This is a genomic window from Litoribrevibacter albus (assembly GCF_030159995.1).
GTDB classification, from domain to species: domain Bacteria; phylum Pseudomonadota; class Gammaproteobacteria; order Pseudomonadales; family Litoribrevibacteraceae; genus Litoribrevibacter; species Litoribrevibacter albus.
The window spans coordinates 275,379-297,807 of record NZ_BSNM01000027.1 but is presented as its reverse complement, the minus strand read 5'-3'; the positions used below and the strand labels follow the sequence as shown (position 1 = coordinate 297,807).

22 protein-coding genes and 1 tRNA gene are annotated in these 22,429 nt (G+C 44.3%); 19 read left to right on the top strand and 4 right to left on the bottom strand.

What is annotated here, in order from left to right; all coding sequences use genetic code 11:
• Nucleotides 1–2 precede the first annotated feature (2 nt).
• A tRNA-Ser gene (locus QQL66_RS21105) sits at nucleotides 3–93 on the bottom strand.
• A gap of 227 nt (nucleotides 94–320) precedes the next feature.
• Here QQL66_RS21105 and QQL66_RS21100 point away from each other — a divergent pair.
• Both QQL66_RS21100 and folX read left to right on the top strand, forming a co-directional pair.
• Nucleotides 321–647, top strand: coding sequence for a hypothetical protein (locus QQL66_RS21100; protein WP_284384250.1), 327 nt, complete (start codon nucleotides 321–323; stop codon nucleotides 645–647).
• Between the two features lie 97 nt (nucleotides 648–744).
• Complete coding sequence (gene folX, locus QQL66_RS21095) at nucleotides 745–1,113, top strand: dihydroneopterin triphosphate 2'-epimerase (RefSeq protein WP_284384248.1); 369 nt, start codon at nucleotides 745–747, stop codon at nucleotides 1,111–1,113.
• On the opposite strand, the gene QQL66_RS21090 is transcribed toward folX, so the two are convergent.
• Complete coding sequence (locus QQL66_RS21090; RefSeq protein ID WP_284384244.1) at nucleotides 1,110–2,258, bottom strand: MFS transporter; 1,149 nt, start codon at nucleotides 2,256–2,258, stop codon at nucleotides 1,110–1,112. The genes folX and QQL66_RS21090 overlap by 4 nt on opposite strands.
• Before the next feature lie 34 nt (nucleotides 2,259–2,292).
• Nucleotides 2,293–3,261, bottom strand: a complete 969-nt coding sequence (locus QQL66_RS21085; protein WP_284384243.1) for a polyprenyl synthetase family protein — start codon at nucleotides 3,259–3,261, stop codon at nucleotides 2,293–2,295.
• Between the two features lie 371 nt (nucleotides 3,262–3,632).
• Here QQL66_RS21085 and rplU point away from each other — a divergent pair, with 371 nt between their 5' ends.
• The 4 genes from rplU (at nucleotide 3,633) to proB (ending at nucleotide 6,828) form a co-directional block, all read left to right on the top strand.
• Nucleotides 3,633–3,944 (top strand): 50S ribosomal protein L21, encoded by a 312-nt coding sequence (rplU, locus tag QQL66_RS21080; protein ID WP_284384242.1) that lies wholly within the window; start codon nucleotides 3,633–3,635, stop codon nucleotides 3,942–3,944.
• A gap of 59 nt (nucleotides 3,945–4,003) precedes the next feature.
• A complete protein-coding gene (gene rpmA, locus QQL66_RS21075; protein WP_284384240.1) occupies nucleotides 4,004–4,261 on the top strand; it encodes a 50S ribosomal protein L27 in 258 nt (85 codons plus the stop codon).
• 133 nt (nucleotides 4,262–4,394) lie between these two features.
• Complete coding sequence (gene cgtA, locus QQL66_RS21070; RefSeq protein WP_284384239.1) at nucleotides 4,395–5,603, top strand: Obg family GTPase CgtA; 1,209 nt, start codon at nucleotides 4,395–4,397, stop codon at nucleotides 5,601–5,603.
• Between the two features lie 94 nt (nucleotides 5,604–5,697).
• Nucleotides 5,698–6,828 (top strand): glutamate 5-kinase, encoded by a 1,131-nt coding sequence (gene proB / locus QQL66_RS21065; RefSeq protein WP_431356928.1) that lies wholly within the window; start codon nucleotides 5,698–5,700, stop codon nucleotides 6,826–6,828.
• 217 nt (nucleotides 6,829–7,045) lie between these two features.
• Here the strand turns inward: proB and rpsT are convergent, their stop codons facing one another.
• Entirely contained in the window at nucleotides 7,046–7,312 is a 267-nt protein-coding gene (gene rpsT, locus QQL66_RS21060) for a 30S ribosomal protein S20 (RefSeq protein ID WP_284384236.1), read from the bottom strand.
• Nucleotides 7,313–7,533: 221 nt separating this feature from the next.
• Here rpsT and murJ point away from each other — a divergent pair, with 221 nt between their 5' ends.
• The 13 genes from murJ (at nucleotide 7,534) to QQL66_RS20995 (ending at nucleotide 22,353) form a co-directional block, all read left to right on the top strand.
• A complete protein-coding gene (murJ, locus tag QQL66_RS21055; protein WP_284384234.1) occupies nucleotides 7,534–9,075 on the top strand; it encodes a murein biosynthesis integral membrane protein MurJ in 1,542 nt (513 codons plus the stop codon).
• Between the two features lie 147 nt (nucleotides 9,076–9,222).
• The gene (gene ribF, locus QQL66_RS21050; protein ID WP_284384231.1) at nucleotides 9,223–10,167 is read left to right on the top strand and encodes a bifunctional riboflavin kinase/FAD synthetase; all 945 of its coding nucleotides are present in this window, start codon (nucleotides 9,223–9,225) and stop codon (nucleotides 10,165–10,167) included.
• Between the two features lie 145 nt (nucleotides 10,168–10,312).
• Nucleotides 10,313–13,207, top strand: coding sequence for an isoleucine--tRNA ligase (gene ileS / locus QQL66_RS21045; protein ID WP_284384230.1), 2,895 nt, complete (start codon nucleotides 10,313–10,315; stop codon nucleotides 13,205–13,207).
• 20 nt (nucleotides 13,208–13,227) lie between these two features.
• A complete protein-coding gene (gene lspA / locus QQL66_RS21040; RefSeq protein WP_284384229.1) occupies nucleotides 13,228–13,719 on the top strand; it encodes a signal peptidase II in 492 nt (163 codons plus the stop codon).
• A complete protein-coding gene (fkpB, locus tag QQL66_RS21035) occupies nucleotides 13,716–14,189 on the top strand; it encodes an FKBP-type peptidyl-prolyl cis-trans isomerase (RefSeq protein WP_284384227.1) in 474 nt (157 codons plus the stop codon). Before lspA ends, fkpB begins: the two co-directional genes overlap by 4 nt.
• A 27-nt stretch (nucleotides 14,190–14,216) precedes the next feature.
• A complete protein-coding gene (gene ispH / locus QQL66_RS21030; RefSeq protein WP_284384225.1) occupies nucleotides 14,217–15,167 on the top strand; it encodes a 4-hydroxy-3-methylbut-2-enyl diphosphate reductase in 951 nt (316 codons plus the stop codon).
• 192 nt (nucleotides 15,168–15,359) lie between these two features.
• Entirely contained in the window at nucleotides 15,360–15,884 is a 525-nt protein-coding gene (locus tag QQL66_RS21025; RefSeq protein ID WP_284384224.1) for a GspH/FimT family pseudopilin, read from the top strand.
• Nucleotides 15,885–15,897: 13 nt separating this feature from the next.
• Complete coding sequence (locus QQL66_RS21020; protein ID WP_284384223.1) at nucleotides 15,898–16,473, top strand: PilV family protein; 576 nt, start codon at nucleotides 15,898–15,900, stop codon at nucleotides 16,471–16,473.
• Between the two features lie 11 nt (nucleotides 16,474–16,484).
• A complete protein-coding gene (locus tag QQL66_RS21015; protein WP_284384222.1) occupies nucleotides 16,485–17,531 on the top strand; it encodes a prepilin-type N-terminal cleavage/methylation domain-containing protein in 1,047 nt (348 codons plus the stop codon).
• Nucleotides 17,532–17,534: 3 nt separating this feature from the next.
• Complete coding sequence (locus tag QQL66_RS21010) at nucleotides 17,535–18,101, top strand: pilus assembly PilX family protein (protein WP_284384220.1); 567 nt, start codon at nucleotides 17,535–17,537, stop codon at nucleotides 18,099–18,101.
• Nucleotides 18,102–18,114: 13 nt separating this feature from the next.
• Nucleotides 18,115–21,585 (top strand): pilus assembly protein, encoded by a 3,471-nt coding sequence (locus QQL66_RS21005; RefSeq protein ID WP_284384219.1) that lies wholly within the window; start codon nucleotides 18,115–18,117, stop codon nucleotides 21,583–21,585.
• Nucleotides 21,582–21,905, top strand: coding sequence for a hypothetical protein (locus QQL66_RS21000; protein ID WP_284384218.1), 324 nt, complete (start codon nucleotides 21,582–21,584; stop codon nucleotides 21,903–21,905). The genes QQL66_RS21005 and QQL66_RS21000 overlap by 4 nt, the downstream gene beginning before the upstream one ends.
• The gene (locus QQL66_RS20995) at nucleotides 21,898–22,353 is read left to right on the top strand and encodes a type IV pilin protein (RefSeq protein WP_284384216.1); all 456 of its coding nucleotides are present in this window, start codon (nucleotides 21,898–21,900) and stop codon (nucleotides 22,351–22,353) included. Before QQL66_RS21000 ends, QQL66_RS20995 begins: the two co-directional genes overlap by 8 nt.
• Nucleotides 22,354–22,429: the final 76 nt, after the last annotated feature.

Genomic DNA, 22,429 nt, shown 5'->3' with positions numbered 1-22,429 from the left:
AATGGCGGAGGAGGAGAGATTCGAACTCTCGGCGGGCTATTAACCCGCGCCGGTTTTCAAGACCGGTGCATTCGACCACTCTGCCACCCCTCCGCTGAGGTCGCCTATAATATCTAGTCAGGAGAATCTGTCAATAACTTTTTTTGAAAAAATTAAATAATTTTTAGGGTTGATTATTCTTTGAACGGATTTGGTCGGGTTTGTGGGTTTTTAGAGAATAATCATGGGATTGGCAAGCAGAACTGCGTCTAGCTGCTACTCTAAAATGAGTGGATTCTATAACTGCGAATCTTAACTTTCGCAGGTGTTTGGAGGTAATAATGTCAAAACTCACGATTGCACAGGCGACGAATTTGTTTGATGAGTTTGTGGTGGTGCTTGAGGATGTCTATTGGGAAGCAAATACACTGGTAATTAAGGATGAGGTTTTTGCACTCATTCGTCTATTGAGTGCTGAGCTTACTGAATTACAAAAAGTCAGTTTGCAGGATGATCATTATGATTATGAGGTAATTAGTACCAAGCCATCAGTGTTGCGGGACAGTGTCAAAGGGGTGCAGGAGAATGTGGTGCCTACGATTTTAAGGCTTCAAACCTTGCAGCGGCTAAGTCCTTATCTTGATCAGGCGTTGGAGGCATTCGCATAAGCTTTTCGGGAAGTGTTTGATATTCAAGGTGCTTTCCCTTGATTTTATCAGGTTGGCTGTGGTGATATGGGTTCTTAAATGTCAAATGGAAGAGTCAATGTCAGTCAGCCAACTTGCTAAGATTCGTATCAAAAATCTTCGCCTTAGAACCTACATTGGAATCAAGGATGAGGAAATCAAAAATAAGCAGGATGTCGTAGTTAATGTGGAGCTTCATTATGTTGCCAAGCGTGCAATGCATTCCACTGAAATTGAAGATGCCCTGAATTATCGTCCTATCACCAAATCCATCATTCAGCACGTTGAAGAAAATCGCTTTGAATTACTGGAGCGTTTAACAGCTGAGTTGTTAGATCTTGTTAGTGCGGATGCCCGAGTGACCTTTGCTGAGGTTGAGGTGGATAAACCGCATGCTTTGCGTTTTGCAGACTCAGTATCCATTGCCTTGTGTTATCACAAAGATTAAGTCGCTTTTGATTTGTGGTACAGGCAGAGAATGGCGCTGGATAGAACACACCCTATGATCATAATGTAGAGTGTTGTTTGCCAGCTCCATAGCTGAATCCATAGTCCTGGTAATATTGAGCCTAAGGCTCCGCCCGTATAATAAAAAGTTAAATATGTTCCGTTGGCGAGCCCGGTGTACTTGGTCTCGTTTTGATTGACTTCTGTGCTGCAAATGGAGTGGTTAGCAAAGATTGCGCCTGAGACCAGCATAAAACCAAGGCAATACATCAGGAGTGAATCAATACTGAAGCTCCATAAGCCAAGCGCAGTAATAGCCAGCCAGAATAACCCGCCTTTGAACTGTAAGTCTGATACCCGTTGACGCATATTGATGGTGGCTAAGGCCGTGCCGATCGCGACGATATAAAAACTGTATACCAGTAAAATTGGCCAGTAACTTTCAGTGTTAAACGCCTGCATGATTCTGAAGGGAATGAAGTTCAGAATGGCGACCATAGTGAAAAACTGCAGCATGATGAACGGAAATAAATAACGGTTACGACGATGCTTGATGCAGCTGAATACTTCTTTGGGATGAATTGGGTCTCGGTGAGGGGGTTTGTAGTTAGGTAGCTTTTGTAGGGGCTTGATCAGTAAAAGGCTGGCAACCGCTAGAATAATGAAGGTGGTTCGCCAGTCAGCATACTCGGTTAGTAGCATGCTGAGCGTTCGCCCGCCCAAGCCGCCGACGATGGTTAGGGCGATGTATATAGAAAGCGTGGTTTGAAGTTTGTCTCCTGGCGTTGTACGGGTGAGTAACGTCATGATGGAGGTTAGCATGACTGGCAGGGTCATGCCTTCAATGGCTCTGATGGCAACGGCCTGGTTGATGTCGGTGATGTTGGCGAATGCAACATGGCAGAGTGCCATGGTTACGCATGAGTAAGTTAAGCCTGCTTTGGCGGAAATTTTCTCTAATAGGAAACCATAACTTAGCGGTGCAATTGCTAATGGCAGCATAACTGCGGTGGTAAGGAGTGCTGCCTGATTGCTAGAGCTATTAAACTCACTGGCTAATGCTGGAAGAATAGGTTGTGGTGCGTAAAGGATGCCGTAGGCGAGGAGCGTCAGGAGATAAAGTAAGCGATGATCGGGTTGTATCATAAAGTCTTACCTTATCTCTCTGTGATCATGGTTATTAACTCTTGCGGTTAATGGCAAGAGCTAGGACGGCCTCCATGGCGTTGGTGTGATCATTTTTCGGCAATTTGTTCAGAGCGGTTTGGGCTTTATCTGCTAGCTCATTTGCTTTCTGTTTGCAGTAGTTCAATGCGCCGGAACTGTGGACAATTTCCTGAATCTTGGTGATGTCTTCCAGGCCGCCTTTGCGAATCGCTTGCTTGATCAGTTGAACTTCTGCTTCTGTTCCTGCTTTCATCGCTTGAATCAAAGGAAGCGTCGGTTTGCCTTCTGCCAGATCGTCACCGACATTTTTACCCATGGTTTCAGCGTCGCCTTCGTAATCCAGGATGTCATCCATAATTTGGAAGCCCAATCCTAAATTTAGACCATAATCCGCAGAGGCTTTAATCAGAGTCTTGTCATCTGTGGAAAGTAGGGCGCCACACTCTGTACTGGCTTCAAACAGCTTGGCGGTTTTTCCGTAAATGACGTTCATATATTGTTCTTCCGTCACGTTAGGGTTCTTAACGTTCATTAACTGAAGAACTTCCCCTTCTGCGATCACGCAGGTGGCGTTGGAAAGGATTGCCATGACATCTAGATTTTTGGTTTCAACCAGAATTTGGAAGGCGCGAGAGTATAAGAAGTCGCCGACCAGCACGCTGGGCTCATTGCCCCATTTAGCGTTTGCGGTGGTTTTGCCTCGACGCATGTCGGACGCATCTACGACGTCATCGTGAAGCAAAGTGGCTGTATGTAGGAATTCAATAACGGTGGCCAGCTTGATGTGGTTATCACCCTGGTAGCCCAATGCGTTTGCTGAAAGCAGGGCCAGCAGAGGGCGCATGCGCTTTCCGCCAGATTCAATGATGTGGTGACCAATTTTTACAACGAGCGGTACATCCGAGTGCAGTTGGTTGAGGATAAACTGATTAACCGCATCAAAGTCGGTTTGAACTGACGAGTATATGTTGGTTTTTTCCATTGAGCTTGGCTCTTATACAACCTGTATAGTTATTTGAAGTAGCAATTTATTTAAGCGTGGAAATTGCTGAGCTTAGAAAGCGACCTAGTATAACGTCTTTTTTTGAGAAATGTCTCTAATCTGTAGTTATTCAAAGAGTTAGCTTTGTATGTGTTTTGGATGATGATTTTTGACGTCGGTCTATGCGCAAAAAAGCCATTAGTTATGGGATTTGTGCTTGAATTGTTGGGCGGTTGCTCATAGAATAAGCGCCCCTGCGAACTCGTCCGCAGGATTTAAGCTCCCTGTAATAGGGGTTTCAGAGTGAACTCCATAGAAACAGGTATGTAAGAAGCTTCAGTATTCGACGAGATATTTTGGAGTGTATTTCAATGCATGCAGTTTTTGTTAGCGGTGGTAAGCAGCACCGTGTTCAAGTTGGCGAAAGCATCAAGCTAGAAAAGCTTGAAGTTGAAACTGGCGCATCTATCGATTTCGATCGTGTATTGCTAGTTTCTGATGGTCAAGACGTTAAAATTGGTGAGCCTGAGCTTAAAGGCGCGAAAGTAACTGCTGAAGTAGTTGCTCACGGTCGTCACAAGAAAGTAAGCATCATCAAGTTCAAGCGTCGTAAGCATCACATGAAGCGTATGGGTCACCGTCAGTGGTTCACTGAGGTGAAAATCACAGGCATTAACGCGTAATCGACCTGTTATTTTCAGGTTAGTCGATTTCAAAGTTAACTAATTAGGAGTAGCGTCACATGGCTCACAAAAAAGCTGGTGGTAGTACTAGAAACGGTCGCGATTCGGAATCCAAACGATTAGGCGTTAAGCGCTTCGGCGGCCAAAAAGTTTTAGCTGGTAACATTCTTGTTCGTCAGCGCGGCACTAAGTTCCATGCTGGTACAAACGTAGGTTGTGGTAAAGACCACACTTTGTTTGCGACAGCAGAAGGCGAAGTGAAATTTGAAATTCGTGGTCCTAAGAATCGTCAATACGTTTCTGTAGTTCCTGCGTAATTTCGACTGACAGGCCGTTTGGTCATGTTGGTGAAAAAAGCCCCGCTTGCGGGGCTTTTTTATTATATATTGTCTGTGTTTGCTTTTTTTGAAATGGGATCGCTGTTAAGCGTCATACCCAAGGGGGTGCTTGGTGAAGTTTGTTGATGAAGCTCAGGTTTATGTTGAGGCGGGTAACGGTGGTAACGGTTGCTTAAGCTTTCGCCGAGAGAAGTTTGTGCCTCGTGGTGGCCCTGATGGTGGTGACGGTGGTGACGGTGGTTCTGTTTATGTAGAGGCGGATTATAATCTGAATACCTTGATTGATTATCGTTATCAGCCGAAATATAAGGCTGAGAATGGTCAGGGTGGTCAGGGGCGAAATTGTCGCGGTAAAGATGGTGGCGATGTCGTTTTGAAAGTGCCTGTAGGTACAACGATTATTGATTTGGATACTGAAGAGACCTTGGGTGATCTGCGTGATGCGGGTGATCGAGTGATGGTGGCCAAGGGTGGTTATCATGGTTTGGGTAATACCCGTTTCAAATCTTCGGTGAATCGTGCGCCGCGCCAAACGAGTCCGGGTAAGCCTGGTGAGTCTCGTAATCTCAAGTTTGAATTGAAGGTGTTGGCGGACGTAGGTTTGCTGGGATTGCCAAATGCCGGTAAGTCGACCTTTATTCGTGCGGTGTCTAAAGCAAAGCCTAAGGTGGCGAATTATCCGTTTACCACTCTGGTTCCTAACTTGGGAGTGGTTAGTCCTCAGCCGCATAAAAGCTTTGTAATTGCTGATATTCCCGGGTTAATTGAAGGGGCGGCAGAGGGTGCTGGACTGGGTATTCGATTCCTTAAGCATCTGATTCGTACACGTTTAATGTTGCATATTGTGGATGTGGCGCCGTTTGATGAGTCGGATCCAGCAGAATCTGCGTTAGCGATTATTAATGAATTGGAAAAATTCAGCCCTACATTGGCATCTCGTGATCGTTGGTTGGTGCTGAATAAGTTGGACTTGATTCCTGAAGAGGAGCGTGAAGCTCTGTGTGATTCAATCATTGAAAAGATGAATTGGGATGGTCCTGTTTACAAGATTGCGGCGATCAATGGTGAGGGCACTAAGCAAATGTGCCATGACATCATGCAGTTTGTGGATGATTTGAAAGCTCAGATTGATGAAGACCCAGAGGTTGCTGAACAGGAGTTTGCTATTCAGGAAGCGATGGCAGAAGAGGGTCGTCAGAAAGTTGAGGCGCTTCGTGAAGCTCGTCGCGCTGCGAGAAAAGCTGCTAAAGAAGGTGGCGTGGATGATGATGACGATTGGGATGATGACGACTACGACGTAGAGGTTGAATACGTTCGCTAAGCTGTTGTTTATAAATCGGATTGCTTGTAATCAGATTATTAATAGATCGTCTTGTGTGTAATTGTTTTTTTTGGTCGGCGCTTAAAGAATGGCAATGAAGTTTGACAGTCGTGAGTCGCTTGGTCGATCTGATCGTTGGGTGATTAAGATCGGAAGTGCGCTTCTTACTAATGATGGTGAAGGGTTGGACCGAGTCGCAATCGCGGGTTGGGTTGATCAGATCTCGGCATTGGTTCGTTCTGGGATTGAGGTGGTGTTGGTTTCTTCTGGTTCTGTGGCGGAAGGAATGAAACGTCTTGGTTTGGATGCTCGACCGAAAAATATGCATCAGCTTCAGGCGGCGGCAGCTGTCGGGCAGATGGGGCTGGTTCAGGTTTATGAAGAAAACTTCAAACGACATGCTCTGCATACTGCTCAGATCTTGTTAACGCATGATGATTTGTCGGATCGTCAGCGTTATTTAAACGCTCGAAGCACGCTTAAAGAATTGATTCGTCTTGGTGTTGTGCCGGTAGTCAATGAAAACGACACGGTTGTGACTGATGAGATTAAGTTTGGTGATAACGACACTTTGGGTGCGTTGGTGGCAAATTTGGTTGAGGCGGATTTATTGGTGATCCTGACGGATCAGCAGGGTTTATTTACCGCAGATCCTCGTTCGAATCCGGACGCTACGTTAATTTCTGAGACGCTTGCCAGTAATGAATCGTTGGATGAGATGGCATCTGGTGGTGCAGGTGTGTTGGGTCGTGGTGGTATGGCGACGAAGGTTCGTGCGGCGCGTTTGGCGGCTCGATCCGGAGCACATACGATTGTTGCGTCGGGACGCCTTGAGGATGTGTTGTTAAAGGTTTCATCGGGGAATCAGGTTGGTACTTGGTTTCAGCCGGATGCTCAAACGCTTGATGCCAGAAAGCAGTGGTTGGCCGGGCATTTGCGGGCTAAGGGTGAATTGGTGTTGGATGCTGGTGCGGTGCGTGCGCTAACGGAGCAAAACAGAAGTTTGCTTGCGGTTGGGGTAAGGCAGGTGTCTGGAGTTTTCAATCGTGGTGAAGTGGTTGTTTGTCGCGATGAGTCTGGTCATGTAGTTGCACACGGTTTGGTGAATTACGATGTTGATGAGGTGATTAAAATCCTCGGTAAGCCCTCTGAAAAATTTGAAGCGGTGCTGGGTTATCTGGCTGAAGAAGAGTTAATTCATCGGGATAACTTGGTGTTGATGTAGGGCTGAATTTGTTGTTTTATGATGAATTCGAGCAAAAGGTCTTGTGATGAAAATCCAAGGCCTTTTTTGTGGCTGCTGCTTGCTAGTGTCTTATTTTGGTGGTGTCTTGTTTTGGTGGTGTCTTGTTTTGGTGGTGTATGATGAAGGGTGCTTAGGTAAAATTTAGGCACAAAAAAACCGGCTTGTGGCCGGTTTCGCTTAGCAGCTTAACTGCGGATTAGCTGTTAAGTGCTTTAATCTGAGCGCTCATGCGACTTTTAATACGAGCAGCTTTGCTCTTAGCAAAAATATTTTTTGTAACCATCTTGTCGATGATTGGTTGAGCAGTTTGGTATGCAGTAGTTGCTGCAGCATGGTCGCCAGCTTCGATTTGCGCTCTCACTTTCTTAATGTACGTGCGTACCATAGAGCGTAGGCTTGCATTGTGTTGGCGGCTCTTTTCTGCTTGGCGAGCACGTTTTTTAGCTTGTGGAGAGTTAGCCACTTGTCTGACTCCTGAGAATTTTTTAACTGAAATTTTTAGACGCGCAACTATGCCTCTATTCATGCATGGTGTCAACTATAAATTTAAAGATCGGGCTGATGTTGTATACTTGCCGGCCTGGTGAATCCTCTACTTATCAATGTTCGAATGGAAAATGTATTTTGTCAGAAAAGGGAAATCCAGAATCCAAGGGTTCTGTTGAAAAAACAAACAAAGTTAAGGTGTCAAAGCCTGGACTTTTAAGATCCAGTGCGGTTGTGGCAGTGATGACCATGTTGTCACGTGTCTTGGGTTTGGTGCGAGATGTCGTGGTTGCTGTCTTCTTTGGGGCGTCAGCCGGAGCGGATGCGTTTTTTGTCGCCTTTAAAATTCCCAACTTTTTCCGCCGCTTATTTGCAGAGGGTGCGTTTTCGCAAGCCTTTGTTCCGGTGCTGACTGAATATCAGCAAAAGAAAAGTCATGAGGTGGTTCAGGATTTGGTGAATCATGTGGCGGGGACATTGGGTGGGGTCTTATTGTTTGTGACCTTGCTGGGGGTGTTGGCAACGCCTTTATTGGCAATGCTCTTTGCGCCTGGGTTTGTGGGGGATGAGTATAAATATGCTCTGACCTCGGACATGCTCCGCTTTACCTTTCCTTATTTAATGCTGATTTCCATGACAGCTTTTGCTGGTGGCATCTTAAATAGCTATGGGCGGTTTGCTGTGCCTGCCTTTACGCCTGTGTTGTTGAATTTGAGTTTGATTGCTTCAGCTATTTTTCTTGCGCCTTATTGCGATGTGCCTGTGATGGCGTTGGCTTATGGTGTTTTGATTGCCGGGGTGGTTCAGTTGGTATTTCAGTTGCCATTTTTGGGTGGGTTGGGATTGTTTCCTAAGCCTAAGTATAAAAGGCAGCATGAAGGGGTTAAGCAAATTGTTACTCTGATGATCCCGGCATTGTTTGGAGTGTCGGTTAGTCAGATTAACTTGTTGCTGGATACTGTGTTGGCGTCATTTCTTCAGACGGGCAGTGTGGCGTGGTTGTATTATTCGGATCGTTTAACTGAGTTACCGCTAGGGGTGTTCGGTATTGCTATTGCGACGGTGATTTTACCGTCCCTTTCTCGCAAACATGCCAATGATGACGGGAATGCTTTTGCTCAAACGCTGGATTGGGCAGTGCGGATGGTTTTATTGATTGGTGCACCGGCGATGTTGGCTTTGATTCTTTTGGCGGAACCGTTGATCTCTACCTTGTTCTTTCATGGTGCGCTCAAGGAATCGGATATCCCGATGATCAGTGCCAGTCTGCGTGCTTATGCACTCGGGTTATTGGCTTTCATGTTGATTAAGGTGTTGGCGCCCGGGTTCTTTTCTCGTAAAGATACCAAGACGCCGGTGAAGATTGCCATTCGTGCGATGATTGCCAATATGGTGTTTAACTTGATTCTGGTCTGGCATTTGAATCATGTGGGGCTGGCCTTGGCGACGGCCTTGTCATCCTGGATGAATGCAATCTGGTTGTATTTGGCGTTGCGTAAAGAGGGTGTTTTCGTGTGGCAGCCAGGTTTGTTGATGTATTTTGGTAAGCTGCTGTCTTCCTGTGTGGTGATGATGTTGGCTCTGTGGTGGTTGATGCCGTCCGAGGCAATCTGGTATCAGGGGTCAGTGATGGATCGGGTGTTGTGGCTGGCATTGTTGGTAGGTGTTGGTGTGGCCAGTTATTTCGCTATGTTAATCCTGTGTGGTTTCCGGCTTAAGCACTTTAGATCGGCATCTTAAGTTGAAATGGCGTGCTTTTAACTTGGGTTAAGTAAAAGTCGGGTGAATTTTATCCAGATATTGGCAATCCTTTGGGTTTGTGGCTGTGCAGCGCCTCGCCGCTGTAATATAATGCCGGCTTTTGTTTTTGGGGTTAGGTGTAGTTGAATGCGCGTAATTCGTGGAATACATAATCTCCGTCCGGAGCATCGGGGATGTGTGGCGACGATCGGTAACTTTGATGGCGTGCATCAAGGGCATCAATCGTTGTTACGTGCGTTGAAGTGCCGAGGTCAAGACTTGAACTTGCCGGTAACGGTAATTATTTTCGAACCTCAACCCAGAGAATTTTTTGATCGTATTTCCGGTCAAAATAGTGCCCCGGGGCGTATTACTCGCTTCAGAGATAAAGTCCAACGTTTGTTTTTGGAAGGTGTTGATCAGGTTGTATGCCTGAGTTTTAACGAGCGCCTGAGATCACTTACCGCAGGTCAATTCGTTCAGCAGTTGATCGTCGATGGGCTGGATGTTAAACATCTGGTGGTTGGGGATGATTTTAAATTTGGCTGTGATCGTTCAGGGGACTACGAGTTTCTTGTTGAAGCGTCAAAGCGTTTTGGTTTTGAACTGGCCAGTATGGATACTTTTTCTCTGGATCAGGAACGCGTCAGTAGTACGCGTGTCAGAGAAGTATTGAATGCAGGTGACTTTGCGTTAGCCTCTCAATTGCTGGGGTGGAATTATCAGATTTCGGGCAAAGTTGTTCATGGTCGTAAGCTAGGGCGTCAGATTGGTGTGCCAACGGCGAACGTCCAGTTATCGAATGTGAAAGCGCCGTTCAGTGGCGTGTTTGCCGTGGAAGCCAAGCTGGGTGATATCATCATGCCTGCGGTGGCGAATTTAGGCGTCAAGCCAACGGTAAATGGCATTGCACCTTCACTGGAAGTGCATGTGTTGTCGAATTTGGTAGACTCGGACCTCTATGGCAAGCGATTGTCGGTTGAGTTTAAACAGAAAATTCGAGACGAAAAAAAGTTTGATGGTATCGATGCTTTGAAGGCGGCCATTGAAAAGGATATTGAAACAGCAAAAGCGTATTTTAAGCTGGGCTGATCAGTATCGTTTGATAAAGTATTCATTTGACTGTGACTCTGAGTCCTTAATTAGAAATTGAAGTGTTGACTTCAGTTCTAACTACCAAGATGTCTCAGCAAACATAAAAATTAAGATAAAGACCCAATAGGTTTTGGAAAATAGTATGGCTGATTACAAATCCACATTGAACTTGCCTGATACAGAGTTTCCGATGCGAGGCAACTTGGCGAAGCGTGAGCCTGAGTTGTTGAAGCGTTGGGAAGAAAATGGTCTGTATCAGAAAATTCGCGAAGCAAAAGCGGGTCGCGACAAATTCATTTTGCATGACGGTCCTCCGTATGCAAACGGCGATATTCATATTGGTCATGCGGTTAACAAAATTCTGAAAGACATTATTGTCAAAGCTCGTACTTTGAGTGGCTTTGACGCGCCTTATGTTCCAGGTTGGGACTGTCATGGTTTGCCGATCGAACATAAAGTGGAAGGTTTGATCGGTAAGGCGGGTGTGGCTGTTGATCCGGCAACCTTCCGTACTGAGTGTCGTAAATATGCGATGTCTCAGGTTGATGGTCAGCGTAAAGATTTTAAACGTTTGATGATTCTAGGTGATTGGGATAACCCATACCTAACCATGAACTTCAAAACCGAAGCCGACATCATTCGTTCATTGGGCAAAATTGTAGAAAACAAGCACGTCACCAAAGGCTTTAAGCCGGTTAACTGGTGTATGGATTGTGGCTCTGCCTTGGCGGAAGCGGAAGTGGAATATCAGGACAAGAAGTCTGTATCCATCGACGTGAAATTTGCTTTTGCAGACAGTGCTGAGCTGATCAACCGTTTTACACCGGTAGACGGTGTTGATGCTGATCTAAGCGGTTTGACTGCGAGCATTGTGATCTGGACCACGACGCCTTGGACGCTGCCAGCGAACGAAGCTGTGTCTGTTCATCCTGAATTAGAATACTCATTAGTGCTGTTAAAAGAAGCGAATGAGCTGATCATCTTGGCATCTGCCTTGGTTGAGGATGCATTGGGTCGTTATGGCATTGATGCAGAACAGGCCCAAGTGGTAGCAACGGCCAAAGGTAAAGACTTTGGTTGGGTTGTTGGCGAAGCTCAAGATCAGCAGTTGTTGGTTCAGCATCCGTTCATGCCATCAGATTCTGATGCGAATGCGCCTAAGTTTGTTCACGTGATCACAGGTGATCATGTTACCGCTGATTCGGGTACGGGTTCTGTACATACGGCTCCATTCCATGGCGCGGATGACCATAATGTCTGTAAAGGTTTCAACATCGACTCCAAGCAAATGTTGGTGAGCAGTGAAGGTAACTTTATTTCTAATGATGCCTTGGAAGCGCTTGAGCTAACCGGCTTGTCGGTTGCGGATAAAGGTAACTTCCGGGTGCTTGGCATCTTGAATGAGAACGGTGCCTTACTGAAGAAACAAAATCTAACGCACAGCTATCCGCATTGCTGGCGTCATAAATCGCCAATCATCTTCCGTGCGACACCTCAATGGTTCATCAGCATGACTGAAAATGGTCTGCTGGAAAAGGCCATGAAAGAAGTGAATGAATCGGTTGAATGGCGACCAAGTTGGGGTAAAGCACGTATCGATTCAATGATGACCGATCGTCCTGACTGGTGTATTTCCCGTCAACGTACCTGGGGTGTGCCGATTGCCTTGTTCATCCATAAAGAAACGGGTGACTTGCATCCTGAAACTGCCAACTTGATTGAACAGGTTGCGTTGAAAGTTGAAGAAAAAGGCATTGACGCCTGGTTTGAATTAGAAGCCTCCGAGTTGCTGGGTGATGACGCCGAGAACTACGACAAGGTTACCGATACCTTAGATGTTTGGTTCGATTCTGGCGTAACCCATTACTCCGTTCTTGATCAGAATGATCAGTTGGTATCTCCTGCTGATTTGTATCTTGAAGGCTCGGATCAGCATCGTGGTTGGTTCCAGTCTTCACTTTTGACCAGTGTAGCCATTCGTGAAACTGCACCGTACAAAACGGTACTAACGCACGGCTTTACTGTGGATAAAGACGGTCGCAAGATGTCTAAATCCCTAGGGAATGTGATTGCGCCTCAGGAAAAAGTAGATCAGTTGGGCGCGGACATTCTTCGTCTTTGGGTTGCTTCAACGGATTACTCCGGTGAGATGACGGTTTCCGATGAAATCTTGAAGCGTACTGCCGATTCTTATCGTCGTATTCGTAATACTGCACGTTTCTTGTTGGCCAACTTGAAAGGTTTCAACCCAGAAACCGACATGGTTGCACCAGAGAACTTGCTATCACTTGATGCCTGGGCAATCGCTGAAACTGAAAAGCTTCAGAAAGAAGTGATTGCAGCGTACGACGATTACGCATTCCACAGCATTTACCAGAAAGTACATAATTTCTGTGTGATTGAGTTGGGTGGTTTCTATCTCGATATCATCAAAGATCGCCAGTACACCACGAAAGCGGATAGCTTGGCACGTCGTAGCTGTCAGACTGCTTTGTATTATGTGCTTCAAGCGATGACTCGCTGGATTGCACCGATCCTTTCGTTCACTGCAGAAGAGATGATTGAGCTTACCCCTGGCGAAACGGTGGAATCCGTGTTCCTAACCGAATGGTTTGAAGCGTTCCCTGAATTGCCAGAGCAAGAGTTGGGTGATGACTTCTGGCGCCAGGTGATGGACATTAAAACGGAAGTGAATAAGTCCATCGAGCAAGCGCGTAATGATAATGTGGTGAAAGGCAGTTTAACGGCTGAAGTGACACTGTATTGCAGTGAGTCTGTGAAGGCTGTGCTTGATCGCTTGGATGAAGAATTACGCTTTGTATTGATCACCTCTGCAGCGAAAGTTGAATTGGGTGAAGGTGGTCAGCCTTCCGGTATTGAAGGTCTTTCCGTTGCTGTGGTTAAGACTGAGAAAGAGAAGTGTGAACGCTGCTGGCACCACAGTGATGATGTGGGTTCAAATGATCAACATCCTTCGCTTTGTGGTCGTTGTGTTGAAAATGTGGAAGGCGAAGGAGAGCAGCGTAAGTTCGCATAAGCGAGCTTACGTCCCATTGTATGGCATTGGAATTTCATCAGAAACGCGCGGTTTGGTTGTTATTAGCCGTTGCCGTTATTGCGTTTGATTATCTTACTAAACAAATTGCCTCTTCGGCTCTGACCTACGGCGTCTCTGTTGAAGTGATGCCGATGTTCAATTGGACCTTGCTTCATAATTATGGGGCAGCGTTTAGTTTTTTGTCTGATCAAAGTGGTTGGCAGCGTTGGTTTTTTGCTGGTATCGCTTTGGTTGTATCGGCTGGCCTGGTCGGATGGCTACTGCTTGGGAAACAAATTTCCCAATGGGAAAAAATAGCCATTGCACTGGTGCTGGGTGGTGCGTTGGGCAACCTCTATGATCGCATGGTGTATGGTTATGTGATCGATTTTATTCATGTGTATTATGATGTTTATCACTTTCCCGCCTTTAATTTCGCAGACACTGCAATTTCAATTGGTGCGGCAATTCTGGTGATAGATTCGTTGTTTATGGCTCGGAGATCTCAATGACTACCAACACCACTACAAATACAATCGCTGAGGGCATGGAAGTCACTCTAAATTTTGCCATCATGTTATCAGACGGTGGCGTTGTGGATTCGAATTTTGAAACTAAGCCTGCGACCTTTGTGATGGGTGATGGAAACTTATTACCTGGTTTTGAAGAGGTTTTGGTTGGATTGACTGTGGGTGACGAGCAGACCTTCACTTTGTTGCCAGAGAAAGCGTTTGGTCAGCCAAATCCAAACAATGTGCAATCCTTTAAAAAAGATCAGTTCGCGGATGTGGATTTAGAGCCAGGTTTGATGCTTTCCTTTGCTGACGCCAATAAGGCTGAACTGCCTGGTGTTGTGAAATCTATTTTGGAAAATGAAGTCATCGTTGATTTTAACCATCCGTTGGCTGGTGAGACTTTGGAATTCAAAGTTAAGATCGTTGATGTTCAGCCTGCTCAAGAACAAGCAACGGCTGCAAACTAATAATTGCCTTTGGGCAAAGGTGTTGTGATGAAAATTAAATTGGCAAACCCTCGTGGCTTCTGTGCTGGCGTTGATCGGGCGATTGAAATTGTTAATCGTGCGCTGGATGTCTTTGGTGCTCCTATTTATGTTCGTCACGAAGTTGTTCATAACCGTTTTGTGGTGAATGGCCTAAAGAGTCGAGGGGCTATCTTTGTTGATGAACTCGATGAGGTACCAGACGATAATTTGGTGATTTTTAGTGCTCACGGTGTTTCCAAAGCTGTGCAGGATGAAGCGAAGCGTCGAGGCCTAAAGGTCTTTGATGCAACCTGTCCTTTGGTCACCAAGGTTCATATGGAAGTAACCAAGTTCAGTCGGGAAGGTCGTGAATGTGTGCTGATTGGTCATGCGGGACATCCGGAAGTCGAAGGCACGATGGGCCAATATGACCATGATCATGGCGGCGAAATTTACTTGGTTGAAAATGAGCAAGATGCTTATCAACTGAAAGTGAATAACCCGGAGAGATTAGCGTACGTCACCCAGACGACCTTATCTATGGATGATACAGCCAAGGTCATTATTGCGCTTCGCGAGACCTTTCCAAAGATTGAAGGCCCTCGCAAAGACGATATCTGCTATGCCACTCAGAATCGGCAAGATGCGGTTAAAGAGTTAGCGTCTGATTGTGATCTGGTGTTGGTGGTTGGCTCACCTAACAGTTCGAACTCAAATCGCCTGCGTGAGTTGTCTGAGCGCATGGGGTGCTCTGCCTATTTAATTGATGATGCTGAGCAGATCGAAAAAGCCTGGCTGGATGGTGTTGCTTCAATAGGTATTACGGCTGGCGCTTCCGCACCTGAAGTCTTGGTTCGTGGCGTGATCGAGCGCCTGAAAGCCTTTGGTGCTGATGCACCTGAAGAGCTGCAAGGCAAACCAGAGAACGTTGTTTTCTCCATGCCAAAAGAGCTTCGTATCCCGGTAACTGAGGTTTAGACCTCAGTTACTCCTCCCCCGTTTCCTTTCTTTTGTGATACTCATCACGTAAATATTCTCTGTAATTCAAAGCTTTACCACTCAGTCTGAGGATTTTGACCGCTGGTCAGCTATGGCTAAGTGATTAAATTGTCATTACGTATACTAAAATTATTACGAAAAACCTGACTGTGTATGTAAGTCCACGGAGAAATGAATTTGTTTTCAAAGAAAAATCTTGGATTTAGTTTGATTGAGCTTATGGTCGTTCTTGCGATTTTGGGAGTGATTCTGCTGATCGCTTTCCCTTCTTTTAAGAATATGATTCATGGGCAGCGACTAAAGACTCAAGCGAACGATACCCTTGCTGCCATTGTATATGCGAAGAGTCAGGCGCTAAAAATTCGCTCGGAAGTGACGATTTGTGCGCTAAAAACCAATGTTGAGAACCAGTGTGGGACATCAGGAAATGAATGGGCAAATGGTTGGCTTGTTTTTGTCGATTCAAATGGAGATGGCGTGGTAAGTGAAGACGAGTCTGTGTTAAAGAGTCGGGGTGACTATAAAGAAGTTACTTCTACAGCGTCTGTCACTGGTTTTATTTTCAATGGAGAAGGGATTGCTAATACTAGTGGAGACATTCATTTCTGCTATGCCGAAGCAAATGGAAATAAACGACGCCGCCTTTCTTTGACTCCTGCCGGGAATCCATTGTTAACATCTTTGCCTGACTGCTGATAGAGGTCTTCAAATGTCTAAGGGACAAGTAGGTTATACCATCATTGAGGTGATTGCTGCTGCCGTTATTTTAATGGTTTCGCTCCTTGGGATGGGAGTGCTTCAAAGTACAGCAATGAAGCGAAATACGAGTGCGATGAATAAGGTCTATGCGATGGAGGCTGCTACTTATATAAGTGACGCTATTAAGTCTCAGGTGTCTTCAAATCCTACCTCTAATCAAGGCGTTAGTGCTCTTTATGATTCCTTTTCTGCTGACTTTTGGGGATCGCCAAATTATCAAGCAAATCTCGTGACTGATTGTGGAACTGGCTGTGCAAGAACTACGATGATTCGTCATATGCTTGCGGAATGGGAAATGATGATAGGAGAGTCCCTTCCAAAAGGACAAGGTAAAATTGAACGTAAAACAGACAGCTTGAAGGTTGAGGGTACTGGTGTTCAAACTACATATTACGAAGTGACTATCATGTGGGATGATCGCCAAATGGCTCAAAATTCTGATGGCTCTGATGTTGAGTTAGGCACGAAATGCAGTGGAAATCCTAAAATTGATCTTACATGTATGAAAACAATAGTTCGACCATAGTTGAGGCAATCATGAAGAATCGTATTCACAAAGGGTATACGTTAGTTGAGGTACTGGTTGCTGTTTTAATTGCCTCAGTTTTAATGGCTGCAGTTGTCCGTTTGTTTACCAAAGTAGGCGAGACATTTGAGTTAAATGCAGATGCTTTGCAGCTAATGGAGTCAACTAGGGTTGCACTTAAGTTTGTCAAAAGTGATTTGACTCAAGCTGGGTATATGGGATGTGTGTTTACCGATATTAATCCCAAAAAAGCTGATGAATCTCTAGATAAGCTGATTAGAACAGCCACATCGTTGGTTCCTGATAGCTATTGGGGCGTTGCGGGTCAGGATGGTGGGAGTAATCCTGATAGTTTGTCTCTGTTCTATATGCAGGACTTAGATGTACGTGTGATATCTAGAGATACGATTGGGCAATTCTTTCCCGAGCCTGCATTTTTAGTTGATGCTAAGAATGTATTTGATAGCAATGGCAATTCTCTAATTTCAAAAGGAGATTGGTTAGTTGCTTCTAATTGTGAGAATGCGACTTCGTTTATTCTGACTAATGATCCGGAGGTTCTGAATGCGTCAGCATTTGATCTTGGTGGCTTAGATGATGGGATTGCAGATGGCTCTGTAGCTAGGTTGGATTTCTCTACTGGGGAAAGCTTTGATGGTTTCAGTAATCAACTTAATCTAGGTGACTCAAGAGAAATTTCTGCTTCATATAATGCTTCAGCAAGTGGCGGCGCTACGTTCATTGGTCGTTATTTCGATGTGAGGTATGTAGTCGCTGACTCCGAAATAGATGAAGGAAGTACAAAGTCTTTATTTCGACTCATTAATGGTGAGACCCCTTCAACTTCCAATGAAATTGTAAGGCTAGTTGAAGATTTTCAGGTCTTTTATGGTGTTGATGATGATAATGATGGAATCACTGATTGGTTCGTAGATAGCCTTTCAGACGTAACTGGTCGCAATAAACCTGTTCAGATTAAAGTCTCTATTACTATTCAGGGAGGAAATACCTCTCAAGAGCTTGTAAATATGGTTAAGGTTAGGAATAAGGGGTTATAGGTTATGTCAACGATAAAACGTATATCTCTAAAATATCAATCAGGCAATGTTTTGCTTGTTTGTTTGGCATTAATGCTAATTATGACGCTTTGGGGCGTATCAACGACCAAGAATGTTACCTTGACACTTGAATCTAATTACAACGCGAGAATGAAGCAACTCTCCTTTGAGGCTGCCGAGTTTGCAGTAGCTCAAGTTGGTGAGCTTATAGAAAATCAAATTACATCAACACAGTTAATTGCGTCATCTTTTGACGGTAGTGAAGGTCGGTATAGTTTGGTGTTTGATGCGGCTAATGAAATTGATTTCTCGTTCCCCGCCGATGGAGATTTTGAGTATAAGAATGAGAAAGCTTGGGATACAGGTCGTTCCGATATGAGTTTTATTGAAATTGAATATGATGCTTCTTTTGAAAAGCAACCATTGGCAATTGTTGAATATTTAGGCCGAACAGAAAGCGACGATGATGGTCCCCAAGGTCGTTATGCATTTAGAGTCACTGCTATTGGTTGGGGAGTTGAAGGATTAGCTTCAACAGTCATCCGAACACATTATGCATTCAGCATTTAAGAAGGTACTAAGTATGATCACTAAAAGGTTATCCAATAAGATTTATTCTGTGGGTTTATTGATGATCTCTTCTTACATTTATGCTGCCCCAGGAGTGATTAAAGATCGTCCTTTGTTTCTTGGTTTTAGTGTTCAGCCTAACATTTATTTTGTAATGGATGATTCTGGCAGTATGGCGTGGGATGTCACAAAAACTAAGGAAGCAGAGGATGCACATCCCAAGGGTACATATTACTTTAGCTATGAATACTGTAAAAAAACCGATAAACAGGGGCGGTGTAAAGAATCAGCGTTTTTGACGGATAAATATTATTTACATGATGATTATGAAGAGTATTTATTCAATAGTGGACATTTACCCAGCAAAATCTCAACAACTAAGACGCCTTTATATCCTTCAACTTTTTATAGTTCAACTGAAGAGCTTGATAGCCAAGGATATTTAATTGATGACATTCTTCAAATGTGTGCAGGTTATAATTCCACCGCTTATGATTCAAGTATTGAATACACTCCGTGGGCTGGGAGCTATAGTCAAAGTTCAGTTAGTTTGAATAGTGACTATGGATATGTACCCTGGAATGATTTGGACCATGACGGGTTATACGATAAGGGGGAGTGTTCCACTGAGTATTCAGATATTGTTCAATACACCTCTATGTCCACTACTGAGAAACAGAATTTTCGTAATTGGTATACCTATTACCGAACCAGAAAGAATGTTGCTAAAAAGGCTGTTGGTGAAGTGATAGAAAACTCCGAAGCTAGAATGGGAATGAACACTATTTGGAACCGTGTTCGCTATTCTGTTTCTGATATGAGAGTCGAAAGCAACAAGACTTCATTACTGTCCAGTGTTTATAGTGTTGGCTCGAGCAGCGGTACTCCTTTAAGAAGTGCTTTAGAAGAGGCGGGGGAGTACTTCAAGGGAGGTAATTCTCCAATTCAAGCACAAGATAAAGGTGGCTCTTGTCAGCAAAACTATACCATTCTTATGACCGATGGTTATTGGAATAGTGATACAGACTGGACAGGCCCTGGTGATATTGATGGATTATCTACCAATGAATATGTCAGGGCTTCAGACCGAGATAGCTATTCGAATACTTTAGCCGACGTAGCATTGAAGTACTATGCTACAGACTTCTTTGAAGATAATGTTTTAGCTGATGAGGTTCCCACTATTGAAGGGGTTGATGAAAACCCTGGACAGCATATGGTGACGTTTACTGTCGCATTTGGAGTGAATGGTCAAATTGTCCCAAATAGTTCTGTATCTGGTCAGGAGACAGATGAAGATGGAATGCCTTTATATCCAGATAAATCCTTTAGTTGGCCGAAACCCGAATCTAATAAAAGCTCGACCATTGATGATATTCGTCACGCCGCATGGAATGGCCACGGACTATATTTAAATGCAAATAACCCTCAATCGTTAATTGAATCTCTTGAGGCATCTATTGATGAAATTGAGAGCCGAACAGGCACCGCATCTGCATTGGCTTTTAACTCAACAAGCTATCGTACTGACAGTAAATTCTATTATGCACAGTTTACCTCTGGTTCCTGGGGAGGCGAGCTGATAGCACAGCAACTTACCGGTGATCTTCAAGTTGGAGATGTTGAATGGAAGGCATCAGAGAAGTTGGACGCTAAACAGCCCGATCAACGTAATATTCTAACTTATGACGTTGACGCGGGGAATGCGGTAGCGTTTCGTAAAAATAGTCTTCCTAGTGCTCATTTATCAGATCTGAAAACTTTATATAATTCTGACTATATCTCGTTTTACCAGAATGCGGGTAAGGGCGAAAACGACTTCATTTCTGATGCGGTTGATTATCTTCGTGGAGAGCGGTCTAGAGAAGGGGCAAGTGAAGGCGCTTTCCGGGATCGTTCTACTGTATTGGGAGATATTATCAATTCTGCACCTGTATATGTATCTGGTGCTGCTTCAAGTTGGCCTGATTATATTGAGCCTGGTTATATTTCCTATATGAGAAGCCTGTTTTCTCGGACACCAATGCTCTATGTGGGCTCTAATGATGGAATGTTACATGCATTTAATGCTTCGAACGGGGAAGAACAGTTTGCATTTATACCGGCAGGAGTTGTCTCTACTGAAGCAGATCGGGGTTTACACTATCTTGTAGATAAATCTTACAATCACCGGTATTACGTTGATGGGACTGTAGAAGTTGCTGATGCTTACATTGGTGGTGCATGGAAAACTCTTCTTCTTGGTGGTCTGGGTGCCGGTGGGAAATCTATTTTTGCTATTGATGTCACCGATCCAGAAACGATAACAGAAAGTACCTCTAATAAGGTTTTATGGGAGGTGTCACTTGATTCTCTTGGGCTGACGTATCCCCAGGCAAAAGTAGCCAAAATGAATGATGGATCTTGGGTCGTGCTATTGGCGAATGGATATCATAATTTATTAGATGGTAAAGCTAAGATCTTCATGTTGGATATCGCAACAGGAGCTCTTCTCAAAACCTTTGATACTGGTGTTGGGGCTTTGTCTTCGGGGCAATGTCTTGATGCCTGTAACGGTATGTCTAGTATTACTGTTAGAGATCTGGATGGTAATGGTACTGGAGATTTTATCTATGCTGGAGACCTGAAAGGAAATGTTTGGGCGATAAATACTTTCTCAACAAATCCATCTGAGTGGGTATTTGATAGTCAAATAACTTATGATAACGGAACGCCAAAGTCATACAGTGGTTCTCAGATTACCCCCGTGTTTATAACGGAAGGTCAAAGACCTATAACAACTGAACTGGTGGTTGTTGATAACCCCGTTGTTTTTGACGTTAAAACTTGGCCCAATCAGTTACTGTTTTTTGGAACGGGTCAGTTTCTTGCTGAAGGTGACCATGACTCAGCCGATGCCGAGTATGTCTATACGGTCATGCATGCCAACTCGAAATATAATCTCTCTATAAGCTCCGATTCCAATTTATTTGCTGAGCGCGTTATTAAAGTGTCTAGTGTTCTGGTTGATGGGGAAACAATTGCAACACGTTCAATTGAGCCTGCTAATTCGTCTGAAGCAACTTTTCTGTATGGGTATGAATCTGATGAATCGGGAATATCAAGAAAAATGGGATGGTATTTGGCCTTACCTGCTTCCGGAGAAAGAATCATTCATAATCCTTTAAGGGCTTCTGATTATGTGATCTTCAATAGTCTTATACCTGAAGTTGATCCTTGTACCTTTGGGGCTTCCGGTTTCACCATGGCAATTTCGTTATTGTACGGCTCTAATCCAGGGCCAATCTTAGACTTTAATCGGGATGGTGAAATAAATGAGGAAGATAGTACGCTTGCGGGTTACCAACTTAAGAGTCCTCCTGCTGGGTTAACAAGATTAGGAAATGACGGTATAGGCCAGTCAACGTTTGAAAAACCTATTATTGAATTGTTTTCACCTCATACAAATGAACCGAATAAAATTTCATGGGAGGAACTCAAATGATAGTTGGGCGAAGAGGCATAGTTTACTTTCTTGCGTTACTAACTCTAAGTGGCTTTGCTAATGCAGTTGAGAGTGATTATAGATTTGTTTCAGGCACATTAGATGATTTTTCAAAAAATAGTATTGTTATTTCTGACCAAGCATTTTCAGTCTCGTCATTAGTGACTTGCTATGATCGGTCTGGGAAAACTTTAGTAGGTTGTTCAGGGCTGAAAGGGGCTCGTTGGGTCGAGGTTTCTATTGACTGGGAAAGTGATGAAGTTATAAAAATTAGAAGATTAAATAAGTCCGATCTTCCTAGGATATTAGATAATGATTAACCAAAATATTTCACGATCTAAAGGATTTACCCTGGTTGAATTAATGGTAGTTATTGCCATTATTGGCATTATTGCGGTTATTGCCTTTCCATCGTATCAGGAGTTTATTCGGACCGGGTATCGAGCTGATGCTATGGCGACAATGATCGAGCTTACTACAGAGATGGAACAGTATAAGTTTGAGCGCCAGACTTATAAGGGGGCTGCTACTGGAGGCGGCGATACAGGTGTGCCTGATGAAAATTTGTTAATGGCATTGGATGAGGGGGTGACAAATCACTATGTTGTAACAATTTCCAGTGCCTCCCGAGATGGTTATCTTCTAAAAGCTCAACCAAAAGGATCTCAAGAAGACGATGCATGTGGTGTTATTACTATAGGAAAAACTGGGGTATTCAATTATGCGCCTTTAGATGGCTCTGATCCCCCAGATTATTGTGAGAAATAACCCTAATCTCTTGTAATAGCTTTTAATTTCCAACCACTTTCGTAGTTACTTCCAATACTACTCTTTATATATTTGC